This window comes from Sinorhizobium sp. BG8, from assembly GCF_016864555.1.
Taxonomy (GTDB): Bacteria; Pseudomonadota; Alphaproteobacteria; order Rhizobiales; family Rhizobiaceae; genus BG8.
Map to the genome: position 1 here is coordinate 2,130,628 of NZ_CP044011.1, position 15,491 is coordinate 2,146,118.

The 15,491-nt window shown below is 63.5% G+C and carries 18 protein-coding genes; 8 read left to right on the forward strand and 10 right to left on the reverse strand.

The window, feature by feature from the left end; all coding sequences use genetic code 11:
* Nucleotides 1-249: 249 nt before the first annotated feature.
* The 7 genes from F3Y30_RS09950 to F3Y30_RS09980 all read left to right on the forward strand — a co-directional run bounded on the left by F3Y30_RS09950 (nt 250) and on the right by F3Y30_RS09980 (nt 8,337).
* The gene (locus tag F3Y30_RS09950) at nt 250-1,320 is read left to right on the forward strand and encodes an acyltransferase (RefSeq protein WP_203426270.1); all 1,071 of its coding nucleotides are present in this window, start codon (nt 250-252) and stop codon (nt 1,318-1,320) included.
* Between the two features lie 112 nt (nt 1,321-1,432).
* A complete protein-coding gene (locus F3Y30_RS09955; RefSeq protein WP_203426554.1) occupies nt 1,433-2,278 on the forward strand; it encodes an MOSC domain-containing protein in 846 nt (281 codons plus the stop codon).
* A 108-nt stretch (nt 2,279-2,386) separates the two neighbouring features.
* A complete protein-coding gene (locus F3Y30_RS09960) occupies nt 2,387-3,625 on the forward strand; it encodes an MFS transporter (protein ID WP_203426271.1) in 1,239 nt (412 codons plus the stop codon).
* A gap of 169 nt (nt 3,626-3,794) precedes the next feature.
* Nucleotides 3,795-4,874: a quinolinate synthase NadA gene (gene nadA, locus F3Y30_RS09965; protein WP_203426272.1), complete on the forward strand. Its 1,080-nt coding sequence runs from the start codon at nt 3,795-3,797 to the stop codon at nt 4,872-4,874.
* A 118-nt stretch (nt 4,875-4,992) separates the two neighbouring features.
* On the forward strand, nt 4,993-6,591 hold the full coding sequence (locus F3Y30_RS09970) for an L-aspartate oxidase (protein WP_203426273.1): 1,599 nt from the start codon (nt 4,993-4,995) through the stop codon (nt 6,589-6,591).
* Between the two features lie 174 nt (nt 6,592-6,765).
* The gene (nadC, locus tag F3Y30_RS09975; RefSeq protein WP_203426277.1) at nt 6,766-7,674 is read left to right on the forward strand and encodes a carboxylating nicotinate-nucleotide diphosphorylase; all 909 of its coding nucleotides are present in this window, start codon (nt 6,766-6,768) and stop codon (nt 7,672-7,674) included.
* A gap of 144 nt (nt 7,675-7,818) precedes the next feature.
* Nucleotides 7,819-8,337, forward strand: a complete 519-nt coding sequence (locus F3Y30_RS09980; protein ID WP_203426279.1) for a superoxide dismutase family protein — start codon at nt 7,819-7,821, stop codon at nt 8,335-8,337.
* Between the two features lie 19 nt (nt 8,338-8,356).
* Here the strand turns inward: F3Y30_RS09980 and F3Y30_RS09985 are convergent, their stop codons facing one another.
* From F3Y30_RS09985 to F3Y30_RS10020, 8 genes are all read right to left on the reverse strand, one after another.
* Nucleotides 8,357-9,322 (reverse strand): NAD regulator, encoded by a 966-nt coding sequence (locus F3Y30_RS09985; protein WP_203426281.1) that lies wholly within the window; start codon nt 9,320-9,322, stop codon nt 8,357-8,359.
* Between the two features lie 10 nt (nt 9,323-9,332).
* Nucleotides 9,333-9,866, reverse strand: coding sequence for a tyrosine phosphatase family protein (locus F3Y30_RS09990; RefSeq protein WP_203426282.1), 534 nt, complete (start codon nt 9,864-9,866; stop codon nt 9,333-9,335).
* 2 nt (nt 9,867-9,868) lie between these two features.
* Nucleotides 9,869-10,498 carry an HD family hydrolase gene (locus tag F3Y30_RS09995; protein WP_203426284.1) on the reverse strand — a complete coding sequence of 210 codons (630 nt, stop codon included), beginning with the start codon at nt 10,496-10,498 and terminating at the stop codon, nt 9,869-9,871.
* Nucleotides 10,495-11,340 carry a folate-binding protein YgfZ gene (locus F3Y30_RS10000; protein ID WP_203426286.1) on the reverse strand — a complete coding sequence of 282 codons (846 nt, stop codon included), beginning with the start codon at nt 11,338-11,340 and terminating at the stop codon, nt 10,495-10,497. The genes F3Y30_RS09995 and F3Y30_RS10000 overlap by 4 nt, the downstream gene beginning before the upstream one ends.
* Before the next feature lie 114 nt (nt 11,341-11,454).
* Complete coding sequence (locus F3Y30_RS10005) at nt 11,455-12,213, reverse strand: hypothetical protein (RefSeq protein WP_246752929.1); 759 nt, start codon at nt 12,211-12,213, stop codon at nt 11,455-11,457.
* An 18-nt stretch (nt 12,214-12,231) separates the two neighbouring features.
* Nucleotides 12,232-12,501, reverse strand: a complete 270-nt coding sequence (locus F3Y30_RS10010; protein ID WP_203426288.1) for a hypothetical protein — start codon at nt 12,499-12,501, stop codon at nt 12,232-12,234.
* Between the two features lie 93 nt (nt 12,502-12,594).
* Nucleotides 12,595-13,038 (reverse strand): TIGR02301 family protein, encoded by a 444-nt coding sequence (locus F3Y30_RS10015; protein WP_203426290.1) that lies wholly within the window; start codon nt 13,036-13,038, stop codon nt 12,595-12,597.
* A 3-nt stretch (nt 13,039-13,041) separates the two neighbouring features.
* Nucleotides 13,042-13,500, reverse strand: coding sequence for an NUDIX domain-containing protein (locus F3Y30_RS10020; RefSeq protein WP_203426292.1), 459 nt, complete (start codon nt 13,498-13,500; stop codon nt 13,042-13,044).
* Nucleotides 13,501-13,559: 59 nt separating this feature from the next.
* Between F3Y30_RS10020 and F3Y30_RS10025 the strand changes: the two genes are divergently transcribed.
* Nucleotides 13,560-14,330 (forward strand): SOS response-associated peptidase, encoded by a 771-nt coding sequence (locus F3Y30_RS10025; protein WP_203426294.1) that lies wholly within the window; start codon nt 13,560-13,562, stop codon nt 14,328-14,330.
* 179 nt (nt 14,331-14,509) lie between these two features.
* Here the strand turns inward: F3Y30_RS10025 and F3Y30_RS10030 are convergent, their stop codons facing one another.
* The gene (locus F3Y30_RS10030; RefSeq protein ID WP_203426295.1) at nt 14,510-14,695 is read right to left on the reverse strand and encodes a hypothetical protein; all 186 of its coding nucleotides are present in this window, start codon (nt 14,693-14,695) and stop codon (nt 14,510-14,512) included.
* A gap of 243 nt (nt 14,696-14,938) precedes the next feature.
* Nucleotides 14,939-15,082, reverse strand: a complete 144-nt coding sequence (locus F3Y30_RS10035) for a hypothetical protein (protein WP_203426296.1) — start codon at nt 15,080-15,082, stop codon at nt 14,939-14,941.
* Nucleotides 15,083-15,491: the final 409 nt, after the last annotated feature.

The following is a 15,491-nucleotide window of genomic DNA, read 5'->3' on the forward strand; positions in this document are numbered from 1 at the left end:
ACACTGCCGCTCAACGCGCCAGGAGGTCCGAGGTTCCACTGCACTGGGCCAGGCTTTGCAACTGGCGAATCCGATGGGATCGGTGAAGCCTGGGGCGCGACGGTGGCATGCCTTGACGCTGCCCGTTTCTACTGGGTTGCGTCGGTCGACCGGGCGGTTGTCGGACAGCCTTTAACGACACCTTAAAGACGTGCTGCTAGACCGCTCGGACGGCCTTGCATGCATCGTGGCCGGTCGGATGGCAGGGGTATGGACGAGACGCGTCACATCACAAGCCTTGATGGCCTGCGCGGCATAGCCGCGTCGCTGGTTCTCGTGTCACATGTCCACCTCATCTTTCCGTCGCTTGGACCTTTGCCCTTCACGGATATCGGCAGCGAGGCAGTTGCGGTCTTCTTCGCCCTCAGCGGCTTCCTGATGGCCTATCTCTATGGCACTCGTCCCCTGACGCGTGCGGCTGCGCAGGATTTCCTGGTGAGTCGGTTCGCGCGGATCTATCCCGTCTACTTCGTCGCGGTCTGCCTCGGCGTCCTGCTCTCCGCCGTTCCCGGTCTCGGCTACATCCATCCCATTTCCGGACTGACCGAAATCGTGCGCCACGTGATGATGCTCGGCTCGAGCGGCGTGCTCTGGTCGGTGCCTCCCGAGATACAGTTCTACCTTCTCTTTCCTGTGATCTGGCTTGTGCTGTCGAATCCCTTGCGCCACCAGGGAATCGCGATCGCGATTGCCGCCTTCCTTGCCGTCGATGCCTTGCTTGGCTTCCCGGGGCCGGGAATTCTTATCCCGTCCAAGCTGCCCTACTTCCTTCTCGGTGTGGTGGCCGGCCGGCTTCACCTCGCCTGGCGCGAGGCGCCGCGACCCGCCTGGACAGGCGTTCTGGCTATCGTGCTTTTTGCGTTTCTCTTCACCTACAGGCAGCTCTTTCCGGACGCGGCGGTCAATCCCTGGGGTCTGCCGTCGGCTTTGGCCGCCGCCCTCGTCGTATCGCTCGCCGCCCGCGAGCATCCGGCCTCCGCATGGCTGCTGTCCTCCCGACCGCTTCGCTTTGCCGGTGCCGTCAGCTTCTCGCTCTACCTGTTCCATGTGCCGGTCATGTTCCTCACCAGAGAGACGTTTTCCGGTCTGTTGCCCGAACCTCTTCTGTTGGTGCTCGCGACTGCAAACGCCTTCCTCGCGGCGTGGGTGAGCTACCACGTGATCGAGACACCGTCGCGCCGCATGCTCGTCTCGCTCTGGCGGAAACGACGCGCGATCCGTCCTGCGGACGACCGCATAGATCTCTCGCGCCTGCCGGCGGACACGCAGCGGATCCACTGACCTTCGAGCGATTTGCCCGGTTCCGGTTGCATGAATTATCCGGTAGAGAAAAGGTAATCTCTTCCGCCCAACACTCCTCTCGTCCCGGATGAACAGCATGGCCTCGAACGCACTGACCGTATCCGGTCTCAACATCCATCCCCTGAAAAGCGGCCGCGCCATTGCGGTCCCGCAGGCCGAGGTCCGGCTCGACGGATTTCGTGGCGATCGCCGCTTCATGGTGGTCCAGCCGGATAGTCGGTTCATAACGCAGAGGGAGCTCCAACTGCTTGCCCGGGTCGAAGCCCGCGAGGTCGAGAACGGCATTCGTCTTGCCATGGAGGGACGCGAGTTGACGGCGACCTTCGATCCGTCCGCGCGGATGGACGTTACCGTCTGGGACAGCGCCGTCAGTGCCGCCGTTGCCGGCGAGGACGTGAGCGCGACGCTTTCCGAGTGGTTCGGACAACCCGTCAGGCTGGTGCACATGGACGCGCAAGCACGACGGTCGGTCGGGGCCGATTGGGCGGGCGAAGCGGCTGACGTCGGCTTCGCCGATGGATTTCCCATCCTCGTCACCACCACCGGCTCGCTCGCCGACCTGAACCGCACACTTGTCGCCAAGGGCCAGGAACCCGTCGGCATGGACCGTTTCCGCACGAACATTCTCGTGGAGTGCGACGAGCCCTGGGCAGAGGATTTCTGGCCGGCAATCGAAATCAACGGCATCGTCTTTGATCTTGTGAAGCCCTGCGCGCGCTGCATCATGACGACCCAGGACCAGGTGACTGGCGATCGCATCGGCGGCAATCCGATCCAGGGCCTGGCGGAAAAGCGCATGTCGGCCGATCGCCGCGTGCCCGGTGTGCTCTTCGGCTGGAACGCCGTGCCGCGCGGCACCGGCGTGATCAACCTCGGCGATGCGGTCGCCGTGCATGGGGTTCGTGGTGAACGCTGGCCGATGAAGGTGAGGGCCTGAACGGCAGCCGGGTGCCATCAGTGCCGTTGATCGCGCGGTCAATTTAATTCACTTTTTGAAATGCGTGACCGCACGTATTTTGGCGCTTCGAATCCCCGGAGGAAGTCAATGTCCGTGCCATCGTCCCTATCCCAGAGGTCTGCCTCGAGCCCGTCCATGCCGTGGACGATCATCGCTGCCGGTTCGATCATTGCCATGCTGACCTTCGGCCCCCGGTCGGCCATGGGGTTCTTCCAGTTGCCTATGCTGCAGGATACCGGTTGGGACCGGACCACCTTCGGACTGGCGATGGCATTGCAAAACCTTTGCTGGGGTTTGAGCCAGCCCTTCTTCGGCGCAATCGCTGACAAGTTCGGAACCTGGCGCGTTCTTGCCATGTCCGGCATCATCTACTCTACCGGTCTGTTCCTCATGTCGCTCGGCTCATCGCCGGCCTGGCTCTACATCGGCGGGGGCGTGCTTGTGGGCCTTGGCGTCGGTGCCGGTTCCTTCGGTATCATCCTCTCTTCCTTTGCCCGGAACGTGAGCCCGGAACAGCGTTCGATGGCCTTTGGCCTTGGTACGGCCGCGGGCTCCGCGGGCATGTTCCTGTTCGCCCCATTGAGCCAGGGCCTGATCTCCGCCTACGGCTGGTCCGACGGCCTCGTCTATCTGGGGCTGATGATGCTGGTGGTGCCGGTTTTCGCCATTCCGCTGCGCGGCAATTCGTCGTCGGGACGGCAGGCTGAAGCCGCCTTCAAACAGACCGTCGGTGAGGCATTGAAAGAGGCCCTCGGTCACAAGAGCTACCTGCTGCTTGTCTCCGGCTTCTTCGTCTGTGGCTATCAGGTGGCTTTCATCACGGCGCATTTCCCTGCCTATATCGGCGATATAGGCATCGATGCGCGCTATGCGGTGATCGCGCTGGCACTGATCGGCTTCTTCAACATCATCGGTTCGCTTGCCGCGGGCGTCATCGGCCAGCACTACTCGAAGCCCTATTTCCTCGCGCTGATCTATCTGGCGCGCTCTGTTGCGGTGGCGGCCTTTCTGCTCGTGCCGGCGACGCCGACGACGGTCATCGTCTTTGCGATCGTCATGGGCCTGCTGTGGCTTTCCACCGTGCCGCCGACGAACGGGCTGGTCGCGATCATGTTCGGAACCCGGCATCTCGGGCTCCTCGGGGGCATTGTCTTCCTGTCGCACCAGGTCGGTTCATTCCTGGGCGTGTGGATGGGAGGCTACCTGTACGACCACTTCGGCACCTACGATCCGGTCTGGTGGCTGGGTGCTGCCCTTGGCGTGTTTGCCGCCGTCGTACATTGGCCGATACAGGAGCGAAGCGTGGTGCGGCCTGCTGCCGCATGACCCGCCAGATCAGGCGCTCCCCGAAAAAAAACGGGGAGTGCGATCCTTGCAATGTGTCACAAATCTTTCTAAATCAGCCGTACCGGCATCGCCGGTTTTGTTTTGCAGCCATTATGCTCACAATGAGCATAATTCAAGTGCCGCCCGGATCGGGCGGAAGGAGGGTCCCATGTCCACTCTGGCTCGCTCGAAGGAAAAGGCAGAGATCGCCCATCCCCCGACAGCCGCCGAGCGTTTCGGCGTTCTCGACATGCCGGACCTCACCTATACGCCCGAGGTGGCGCGCGAGACGGAGCATCTCTACGAGCGTGTCAGCCAGTTCATTCCCGCCATCGAGTGGCCCGTCTATGCGCCCTATGTGCATGCGATCAACCGGCTGAAGAAAGAGCGCGGCGCGGTCATCCTGGCGCACAACTACCAGACGCCCGAGATCTTCCATTGCGTAGCCGACATCGTCGGCGATTCGCTTCAGCTGGCGCGGGATGCCACCAAGGTGGACGCTGAGATCATCATCCAGTGCGGCGTGCATTTCATGGCGGAAACGTCGAAGCTGCTCAATCCTGAAAAGACCGTGCTGATCCCCGATGCGAAGGCAGGATGCTCGCTGTCGGAATCGATCACCGGCGCCGACGTGCGGCTGCTGAAGCAGCGCTATCCGGGCGTGCCTGTCGTCACCTACGTCAACACGTCCGCCGACGTGAAGGCCGAGACCGACATCTGCTGCACCTCGTCCAATGTGCTTGCCGTCGTCGAAAGCCTCGAGAGCGACACGGTGCTCTGCATCCCGGACGAATATCTGGCGATGAACGTCGCCCGCCAGACGAACAAGAAGATCCTGACCTGGAAAGGCCACTGCGAGGTCCACGAACGCTTCACGGCCGCCGAGCTCCTTGCCTACAAGGAAGCAGACCCGTCGATCGAGATCATCGGCCATCCCGAGTGCCATCCGGACGTGATCGCCGTCTGCGACTTCTCCGGCTCCACTGCCGGCATGATCAACTACGTCAAGGACAGACGCCCGCCGCGCGTGCTTCTCGTCACCGAATGCTCCATGGCGTCCAACATCCAGGCCGAGGTGAAGGGCGTCGATTTCATCAAGCCGTGCAATCTCTGTCCGCACATGAAACGCATCACGCTGCCGAAGATCCTCGACAGCCTGGTCAACATGACGGAGGAGGTTCTGGTCGATCCGGCGATCGCCGGCCGCGCCCGCCTCGCCGTGGAGCGGATGGTGAACTTGAAGCAGTAGGAGGCTGGCCCTTCCGTTTGAGGGAGGTGTCGGGGAAGGGAGTTGCGCCGTGAACCCTTCCTGGGCCTTAGGGCCACCCTTCCCTTGAGGGGAAGAGCCGGTGCCGGAGGAGAGTTGAATGCCAAACGATAGTTTCCGCCCGCTGTCCTGGGATGCCATCGACGACATCGTCATCGTCGGCGGCGGACTTGCCGGCCTGTTCTGCGCGCTGAAGCTCAGCCCCCGCCCGGTGACCATCCTGGCGGCCGCGCCGATCGGGCAGGGCGCATCCTCCGCCTGGGCCCAGGGTGGGATCGCCGCAGCGATGAGCCCGGGCGACACGTTCGAAAAGCATGTGGCGGATACGCTCGAGGCCGGTGCAGGCATCGTCGACGAAAAGATGGCCCGTTCGATGGTCGTCGAGGGACCCGCCCGGATCCACGACCTCCTCGACTACGGCGTGCCTTTCGACCGCGATCTCGAGGGCCGGCTTGTGCTGTCGCGCGAGGCGGCGCATTCCGAACGCCGGATCGTACGCGTGAAGGGCGACATGGCCGGCAAGGCGATCATGGAGGCGTTGATCGCGGCCGTGCGCAAGACGCCGTCCATCCGCGTCCTCGAAGGCTATGTGGTCGAGGAACTGGTGCGCGAAGGCCGCTTCGTCTCCGGCGTCATCGCAAGGCCGGACGCCGGACAGTCCAAGAAACGCGTGCATTTTCCGGCGCGCGCCGTTGTCCTGTGCTCCGGCGGCGTCGGGCACCTCTATGCGGTCACGACGAACCCCTGGGAGGCCTGCGGCCAGGGCGTCGGTATGGCGGCGCGTGCGGGCGCCATCATCGCGGACCCTGAATTCGTCCAGTTTCACCCGACCGCGATCAACATCGGCCGCGACCCTGCGCCGCTCGCGACCGAGGCGCTCCGCGGCGACGGGGCGCATCTCGTCAACGCCGCCGGCAGGCGCTTCATGCTCGATATCCATCCGGACGCCGAACTTGCCCCGCGCGACATCGTATCCCGCGGCGTGTTTGCCGAGGTGCAGGCCGGACGCGGTGCCTTTCTCGACTGCACGAAAGCGGTCGGCCGGCATTTTCCGGAGATGTTCCCGACGGTCTACGCCTCCTGCAAGGCGGCCGGCATCGATCCCGTTGAACAGCCGATACCTGTCGTTCCGGCGGTTCACTACCACATGGGCGGCATCCTGACCGATGCGGAGGGACGCACCTCCATCGACGGACTGTGGGCGGCCGGTGAAGTCACCTCCACCGGGGTGCACGGCGCCAACCGTCTCGCCTCCAACTCGCTGCTGGAGGCCGTCGTCTTCGCCGCGCGTATCGCCGAAAACATCAAGGGCTTCCTGCCCGAGCCGAAGATCAGCGACTGGGGCAAGAACGCAGACGAGAGCGATGATCTCGTGACCGTGGAAGACAGCCCCGCTCTCGCGAGGCTTCGTCGCATCATGAGCGAACATGTCGGCGTCATCCGCAACCGTACCGGACTGGTTTCCGCCATTCGCGAGATCGCCGTTCTCGAACGCGAAAACACCCGCATGCGCTTCCTCAATATCCTCACCACTGCCAAGCTGATTGCGGTCGGTGCGCTTCTGCGGGAAGAAAGCCGTGGCGGTCATTTCCGCTCCGATTGCCCCGAACAGCGCGCCGCCTGGAAGCGCCGCTCCTTCCTGACGCTTGCTGACGCCGACAGGGTCGTTGCGGAGCTCGCCGAGACAGAGGCTGCCTGATCATGCCCCGGTCCGCGGCTGCGACCGACGAAGAGCGCCCATCGGCGATGCCATGAACGAACGGCATGCCGATGACCTCTTCTGCGCCGCGGAGGACGATCGCGAGCATTTTTCGCGTGCGGTCGGGCCCAAGATGGCGCAAGAACGACAAGACAACCCCAGAGGCTGAGTTCCATGACGACCCCCACCTTTCTCCCTGTCCTTTCACCGCTGATGGTGGAGGACCAGGTTCGCGCGGCACTTTCCGAGGATCTCGGCCGGGCTGGCGACATCACCAGCCAGGCGACGATCTCCCCTGACATGGTGGCGACGGCCGAGCTGAACTCGCGCGAGGACGGTGTCGTCGCCGGGATCGAGCTGGCACGGGCGGCTTTCCGGCTCATGGATCCGACCATCCGGTTCGAGGCCTTCGTGCGTGATGGGGACAAGGTTTCGCCGGGCGCAATGATTGCCCGCGTGTCGGGTCCGGCGCGCGCCATTCTGTCGGCCGAACGAGTTGCCCTGAACTTCCTGATGCACCTCTCTGGCGTCGCGTCCTATACCGCCCGTTTCGCAGCCGAAATCGCGCACACCTCCGCCAAGGTGTGTTGCACCCGCAAGACGCTGCCGGGCCTGAGGGCTCTTGAGAAATACGCCGTGCGGATGGGCGGCGGCTCCTCCCACCGCTATGGCCTCGACGATGCGATCCTGATCAAGGACAACCACATCGCCGTTTCGGGTGGCGTCGCCGGTGCCATTGCCGCCGCCCGCGCCTTTGCAGGGCATCTGGTGAAGGTGGAGGTGGAGGTTTCCACGCTCGAGGAACTCGAGGAAGCCCTCGAGGCAGTGCCAGACGTGATCCTTCTCGACAACATGGGCCCGGAGATCCTGCGCCGTGCGGTGGAGATCAACAGGGACTGTGCCGGGCTCACCGAGGAGACCTATGCCGTCGACGTGCGCCGCGTGAAGCTGGAGGCATCCGGCAACGTCAACATCTCCACGGTGCGCGCCATCGCCGAGACAGGGGTGGACTACATCTCCACCTCCAAGATCACCATGGCGGCGCCGACGCTCGATATCGGTCTCGACATCGCCCTGGCGTAATAGAGAGGCGTCCCCGCAGCGCCTGGAGCCATGATCCGCTCGATCGCCGGTTTGCCGTGAGGGGACTAGTCGCGGGGAATTCCTCCGGAACACCCCGCGCGCCCATGCGTTGCGCCTTGCAACAACCGCAGGGAAGGATGTTTTATGCTCAGAACAACTGTGATTTTTACCGCGGCCGCATTGGCTTGCACGCTTTCTCCGGCAGTCGCCCAGCAGCAGTCGGAAAGCGCCACAGCCGAATTCCTCGGGCGCTCGGGGACGGAGGCGGGACGGGCGACGCTGAGTTCGGGACGCGATGGTGTCCTGTTCGAGATCGAGATCACCGGCATGCCGGTGCGCAAATGGGTGGCGGTTCATATCCACGAGCACGGCGCGTGCGACCCGACGACCGGACACGAGTCTGCCGGCGGCCATTTCAACCCCGGCTCCAAGGAGCATGGATTTCTCGCCGCCAACGGCCCGCATGCGGGTGACATGCCCAACCAGTATGTCGGCGATGACGGCGTGCTGCGCGCGCAGATATTCAACGGCGCGGTCCAGCTGGATGACAAAGACCTTGGCGTCCGCGGCCGGGCGCTGGTCGTTCACGCCGGATTCGACGACTACCGGACCGGGCCCTCGGGTGGCGCGGGCGACCGGCTGGCATGCGCGGTGATCAAGTAGAGCCTGCCTCCGGGAAGCGTCAACGGCCGCCGAGTTTCAGTCCCGGTGCGGGGCGCTCGTCGAGAATCTGCCGGCGGAAGCGGAAGAGGGCCGCAGGCCTTCCACCGGTCGCGGAGGTGGAGCCGCCTGTCGGTTCCACCAGTTCAGCGCCTTCCACGAGCCGGCGGAAATTCTGCTTGTGCAGATGGCGGCCGGAGATTGCCTCCACGGTCGCCTGAAGCTCGGTCAGCGTGAACTCTGGCGCCATCATCTCGAAGATGACCGGCCGGTATTTGATCTTGCCCCGCAGTCGCGCCATGGCGGTCGCAACAATGCGCCGGTGGTCGTGACGCATTGCGACGCCAGGCCCCGGCTTTCCCGCGGGAGCCCACCCGTCGGTGACCGCTTCCGCCGCAAGACCTGCCTCGTAGAGCAGTTCGTAGCGTTCGAGCACCCGCTCTTCGTCCCAGGGGAAATCGTCCAGTCCGAAGGCGAGCCGCAAGCGTGTGCGTCGCGCCGGAAGGCGTTCGTCGAGTTGCGCCTCACGCGCCCAGGCGGAAAGGCCGGGTATGATCAACTGGTCGATCACGGCGGGGCGTCCCTGCCGCCAATCCTCCCAGGGAAGATAGGCATACCAGTCGCGCCAGCAGGCACCGGCTTCGGCGAGCTGTTCGTTCGCCTCCGCGTCCGTCCTCGTCAGCGCGAGGTAGCCGACGGAAACCATGTGGGTGCCTGCTTCTTTCGGCAGCTTCTGCCGTCCCCGGTCGCCGAACGTGTAGAGCTGCTCGATGTAGCCGAGCTTCAGCGCGGTCTGCTGTTCGACGCTCGCCCTGAGGCTGGTCTCGAAGGTCCGGTGCTGGTGGGCGTTGAATGGCCCGAAGGGCAGCGCATCCCTTTCGCCGTCCTTGCTCGCCACCACGAGAATGCGGGGCTGACGGTCGGAGATGGCGACGACCGCGGCATTGAGGCCGATTTCGACGGGAGCGCGCGTGGGTTCGGCGGTCAACGGCAGCCTCTCAGGTCGCTGGAAGGCTGAAGGGGCTGTCCCCGACATAGTCGGAACCGCGACCGATCGCGTTGACGGCAGCAACCAGCCGTCCGTTTCGCGCCAGCAGGGAATCGCCGATCGCCACCAGCCGCGCATTCGGCGTCGCCTGGGCGGAAGCGGCGCGCAACCGCAGCGCAAGTTCCCCGTCGTCCTGGTCCGGCGCAACCGCGAGCGCGACGATGAGGGCGGCGGCCGGCGAACGGGAGACGCCCATCATGCAATGGACGAGCAGGGGGGCGGTCCGGTCCCATGCGCGCGCGAAGGCGATGATCATCTCGACGTGCTCTTCCTGGGGCGCCACCAGATTGCCCGTCCCACCGAAGGTGATGTCGTTCATGCCGAGCGTCAGGTGCCGCTTGGCATCGATGACGCCGGGACGATGGAACCCCTGCTTCGGTGCAACGAGGCTCAGCATTTCCCGACAGCGGTGGCGCACGGCCATTTCCGCAATCTTTGTCAGAGGTGCGACGACGATCGTTCCAGTGAGTGGTGTGGCGTCCATGGTCAGGCCCTCGCGGCAGTCCGTTTGCGTTCCGCCTCCAGATCCGCAAAGCGTTCGGCAAACCTGCGCTGGGCCTCCACCGCCGGCACCGGATCGATTTCTATCATGTCGAGCGTGATGCCGCGGGGTTCGCCGAAGAAGCGGATCGCCTCGGGGCGCGAAAAGCCTGCGAGTTCCGTCGCCTCGAAGAAGGCGGCGATCTGGTCGGCCTTCTTGATCTTGTCCTTGAGCGTGCGCGGCATGCTCGAAGGCAGGCCGAAGCGAAGGTGGATGGCGGCTTCGAGGCGCTTCTCCACCGTCTTGTAGCCGCCGCCGACGACCGCCTTGAAGGGGGAGATCATGTCTCCGATCACATATTCCGGCGCGTCGTGCAGCAGCGCGAACAGCCGCTCGTCGGGACCGCAGCGATTGAGGCGCTGGAAGATTTCCTCCACGACGAGACAGTGCTGCGCGACGGAAAAGGCATGGTCACCGCGTGTCTGGCCGTTCCAGCGGGCCACGCGCGCAAGACCGTGGGCAATATCGGTCAACTCGACGTCGAGAGGTGAGGGGTCGAGCAGGTCCAGCCGCCTGCCGGACAGCATCCGCTGCCAGGCGCGAGGTTCCTTGCGGACGCGCGTCTCGCTGCTCATGAGCCCGGGACCTCGCTTGCGTCCTGTGGGAACGACAGCCCGGACCATTCCGGCAGCATGACGATCGCCGGCACTCCGTCCGCGGTGATCTCCGATCCGGCGGCCAGCGCATCCGCAACCCGGTCTATGCGAACGATCGCAAGGGCCTTGTCGCCGACGACCGTTCCAAGTGCGCCGAGGGGTTTGCCCCCGGCGAGAAGTTCCGTGCCCGTTGGCGGAAGAACGCCAGCTCCTGCCACGATGACCGGGCGTTTGCGCGCCGTTCCGCGGTGGTGCATGCGCGAGATCACCTCCTGGCCGACATAGCAGCCCTTGCGAAACGAAAGTCCGCCGGTCAGGTCGAGCAGGACGTCATGCGGAAAGGCATCGGAAAGGTCGAAATCCCGACCGGATTCCGGGATGCCGCACGCAATCCTGAGGGCGTCGTATTCGCCGGCCGGATCACTGCCGCCAGCGCCGGGCCGGCGCCGGACCTGGATCCCGGCCTTCGCGAAACGGCTGTCCTCGGCGCCTTCGGCCGGCGCCGCTTCACCCCAGCTGACCGCCGCCTCCGATACGTCGCTCGCAGCAATCTCGACGGCTGCCCTGAGCTTGTACATGGAAAGCCTCTTGATGAGGCCGTCGCGCTGATCCGCACTGGTCTCGAGGAGAAAGCCGTCGCCCTCGCGCACGATCAGGAAGTCGAACAGAATTTTCCCCTGCGGCGTCAGCAGCGCGCCGGGACGTATCTCGGATGCCGCCATTCCGGGAAGGTCGGTGGTGATCAGCGCCTGGAGAAAGTCTTCGGCATCCTTGCCGGAAACGGTGAGGAAGGCGCGGCCTGTCAGGGTCACAGAGGGCATTGTTCCATCCGGGGATTGCGCCGCCCGAACGGTGTACGAGCCGGCGTGTCATTCAGTCCGAAGATGGGATCACAGGTAGAACGCCGCCAGCCCTTTCGCAAGCGGCCGACTGTGCTAATCGCCTGCCACGAAGAATTTCCACTGGCCATCCGGCGTGATGCCGATGCGGTAGAAATTGTAGCTCCCGAATTCCTGCATGTCAGCGTAGTCACCGGCGGTAACGATCCGCAGCAGTTCCACCTTTTCGGGCGGCGAAAGCGAGCCGAGCGCCTTCTCGGCGAAGTAAGGCCAGACATACATCTCGTTCGGCGTGCCGGCATCGACTCGCACGAATCCGGTCGCAAGCACGTCGAGGAGGATCGCGAGGATCTCGTTGCCTTCCGTGTCTCCGGACAAGCCCTTCAGCGTCTCGACCGGCTCGTCGGTCGTCTCGACCACGCTGACCTGGGTCTGGGTCGGTCCCTTGCCGAGCAGGGGGCGAATCCGCTCGATGTCGCCCGATGCAGCCGCCTCGACGATGAGTTCGCGCATGCGGCGCACCGGTTCCGGCGCCTTGTTTATGTCGTAGAGGACTTCGACCGGGACGTCCGGCTCGTCGGAATCCTCTTCGATATCGGTGGTTGGCTGCGTCTCGGCCGAATCGCCGTTGCGCACCAGCGGATCCGGCATCGGAAGCTGAAGCGGGTCAGAATCGTCGTCCTTCTGCGCGGGCTCGTCCTTGCTCGAGTCGCCGGTCGACTGGCCCGGGATCTGCTTCAGCTCGCTGAGCGCGAAGGCGGTGTGGGGAAAGGCGGTAATGGAAAGGGTAAGGAGCGCGGCGATAGACAATGCGCTGCTGCTGACCAGCCGTCTGCGGTTAGATGACCTGTGCATGAGCCGGGTCTTTCCAGTCTATTGCAGGGTCCGTTCGGGAGAAAACTCACCTGCAAGCATGCGTTCGCGAAGCGAATTGAGCATCGCTTCCGCACCATCCTCGCCGTGCATGCGGATCGTTTCCCGCATAGCCAGCGCGATCGCCGCATCGGCAATGATCTCCGGCTCTATCCCGTCTGCCATGCCGTCCGCCCAGGCTTCGTTCTGATGCTCGAGTGCAGCCTGCATCTTCTCGTGAACGATCATGTCGTCGATATCGTTGAGGCTCGGTTCCATTATACGATCCATGCGCGGCATTCAGTTCTTTACCAGTCTGTTAACGACCTTAGCAGCCTTTTCCCAAAACGACACGGGGTCCGGCGAAAACAGGTTAATTATTCGCTAATTTCCGAATCTGGCAGTAATTTCTGAGGCAAGTGTTGCACCTTCGTTACGGTATTTCTCTTCTGCGACAACGGCCGGTCGCGTGCAAGTGGTATAGACGGATGCAAACGACCGATATCCACGGTTGAACGAGGCCGTGAGCCTTTCCTTCCGCTTCGGCTGCTCGTGAGTCTCGAGTTCGATGAGGCGCTCCATCGACCGGCGCCAGGCGTCCTCGCCCTCCTTCACGCAGAGGTTTCTGAGGTAGTGGACCGCGCCCAGGATCTCGGCGAGCCGTTCCAGCCGGGCGTCATACGCCGTTTCCTTTTCCTCGACGACGGGTGGAGTGACGTTCTCGGGCGTAGCGGGTTTCGTCTCCTGCGCCAGGGCGCCGGAGGCGATCCACGAAGCGCAGAAGAACAGGCCCTGGCACGTCCGGGCGAGGCGCGAGACGGTCTTCATCCGTTACCTCAATCCCGCGCGGTGATAAGGGCCGGGCAGGGCATCGATTCGGTCGTTTTCCAGCCTGAGGATGCAATCGCGGACGCTTTCCGGAGCAGGCAGTGCGGCGATTTCGGCAGCCGTGTACCATCCGAGCTCCGCCGCGTCGTCGGCCGCGGTCGCCACAGCGTCGTCATCCGCCTCGACCCGGAACACGGAGAGCAGGAACCGGCGCGATGCCGGGCCCGCGCTCGCTTCGCCCGGAATATCGTAGGTCGCGAAAAGGCGGGGATTGTGCACCGTTACACCCGTTTCCTCCAGCATCTCCCGAATAGCCGTCTCCTCCGGCGTTTCGCCTGGTTCGCCTCGCCCGCCGGGAAAGGCATACATGTCGGCTGCGGGCGGGTTTCGTCGCCGCACGAGCAGGTAGCGGCCATCGCGTTCGAGGATGGCCGAGGAAGCGGGAACGACGGTCTGCTGCATGACGAATCCGTTTGGCGCGCTTGATTGACCCCTTATAGGCAAAATGCGATGACAAGGCCATGTGTGGACGTTTTGCTTTGACGGCGCCCCCGGAGCGTGTGGCGGATTTCCTGGGGGTGGTCGACCTCGAGGACTTTCCGGCCCGCTATAACATCGCGCCCACCCAGCCGATTCTCGTGGTGATCTCGGGCGACCGCCCGCAGGCGGGGAGCAACCTTCCCGACCGAAAGACTCTTCTTGTCCGGTGGGGCCTCACCCCGTCCTGGGTCAAGGATCCCGCGAGCTTTCCGCTTCTCATCAACGCTCGCGCCGATACCGCGATCGGCAAGGCGTCGTTTCGCGCAGCGATGCGCCATCGCCGCATTCTCATTCCCGCTTCCGGTTTCTATGAATGGCATCGCCCGGCAAAGGGCACCGGCGAGAAGTCGCAGGCGTATTGGATCAGGCCGAGGAATGGTGAGGTAGTTGCCTTTGCCGGCCTGATGGAGACCTGGTCGTCCGCTGACGGATCGGAGGTGGATACGGGGGCAATCCTGACCACCGACGCCAATTCGGCGATTGCGCCTGTCCACGATCGCATGCCGGTGGTCATCCGCCCGGAAGACTTCGCCCGTTGGCTGGATTGCAAAACCCAGGAGCCGCGCGAGGTGGCGGACCTGCTGTCGCCGGTAGAGGACGATTTCTTCGAGGCCGTGCCGGTATCGGACCGGGTCAACAAGGTGGCCAATGTCGGTCCCGATCTGCAGGTGCCCGTCGAGGTCAAGGCCCTGAAGCCCACCGAGGATCCCGCCGCCAAGGCGAAGGGCGGCAGTCAGCTTTCGCTCTTCTAGCGTATTTTCCCCGGGCTGAACCTTGTACCGGACCGCGCCATCCGAATTCGTAGCACGCGCAATCTGATACCGCGTGGCCTGCGCCGTACGATCCCGGCCTGCCGTTCGAAGGCTCGCTTCGGTTTAAGCCAAGGCTCGTACCGGGGATCAGGCCCCGGTCGCTCGCCTTGTGTCTGTTGTCAGCTGTAGCAATCCTGCAAGCCGGGCGGGATATCCCGCTCGTTGCCGTCGCTTTCGCGATCGGGCTTGCGCTGTGACGCAGCTGCAAGAACGGCCCTCAGTCCGACCGGTTTGTATTGTTCGGCCAGATCGTCACGCTTCTCTTGGCTGTGCCAGGAGTTGCGCTTGTCTTCGTTAATGAACATTAACTTTCTCCTTCCGCACTCTAACAATGAAGGCATCATTGTTGTTCATTGCGAAGAACATACAGGCAAGTATTGTTCAAAATCTGCTGGAAACCTGACGATAGTCTGGAAAAAATCAGAACTTTGCGGCAGTTCCATCAACAAATATTACATTCGTTCATAAAACATGGGTGACGAGTGGAAATAAAAAGGCCGGTCAAGCCGGCCTTTGAGGTCTCGCGATGCGGTGCATCGAACGGCGTCTCAGGTGGCGGGTACCGGCTTGGGACCTGCCTTCTTGACCTTCAGCTGCAGCGCCGCGGCGAGCACGGCCTTGAGCCCGAGCGGGCGGTACTGGCTGACGAGGTCGACCGCCGGCTTGGCGGGCTTTGGTTTCTTGGCACTCATGTCTGTCTCCTTGCAATGTGCATCCCTGGATTGGGAACGTTTCATCCGCCCATTCTGCATGAGGCGGCGTTCCTCTTTGTCACCGAGGGAACTGCGTCGGTTGCATGAGAATCAGTGCACACGTCGTTCCCGCGTCGCGGCTCTCAGATAGGAGCAATCGTGACAAAATGTGGGTGCGAAACTCGCTCCCCCTGGCCGCGAACAAAATAAATATCGACAGTGCCTTGCGCGTAACGGGAGCACCCTTGACCGCAACTGTTTCCGGCGCGATAAAGCACCCATGAAAACGGTACTCTGCATTTGCCGGAGCATTATTCGCTAGCCTCACCGCTGGCTTGGCCGTTTTCGTCTCCTGACATCCCCAGATGACAAACGACCCGGCCGCCGGATGGTTTGCCCTTGGGAGATT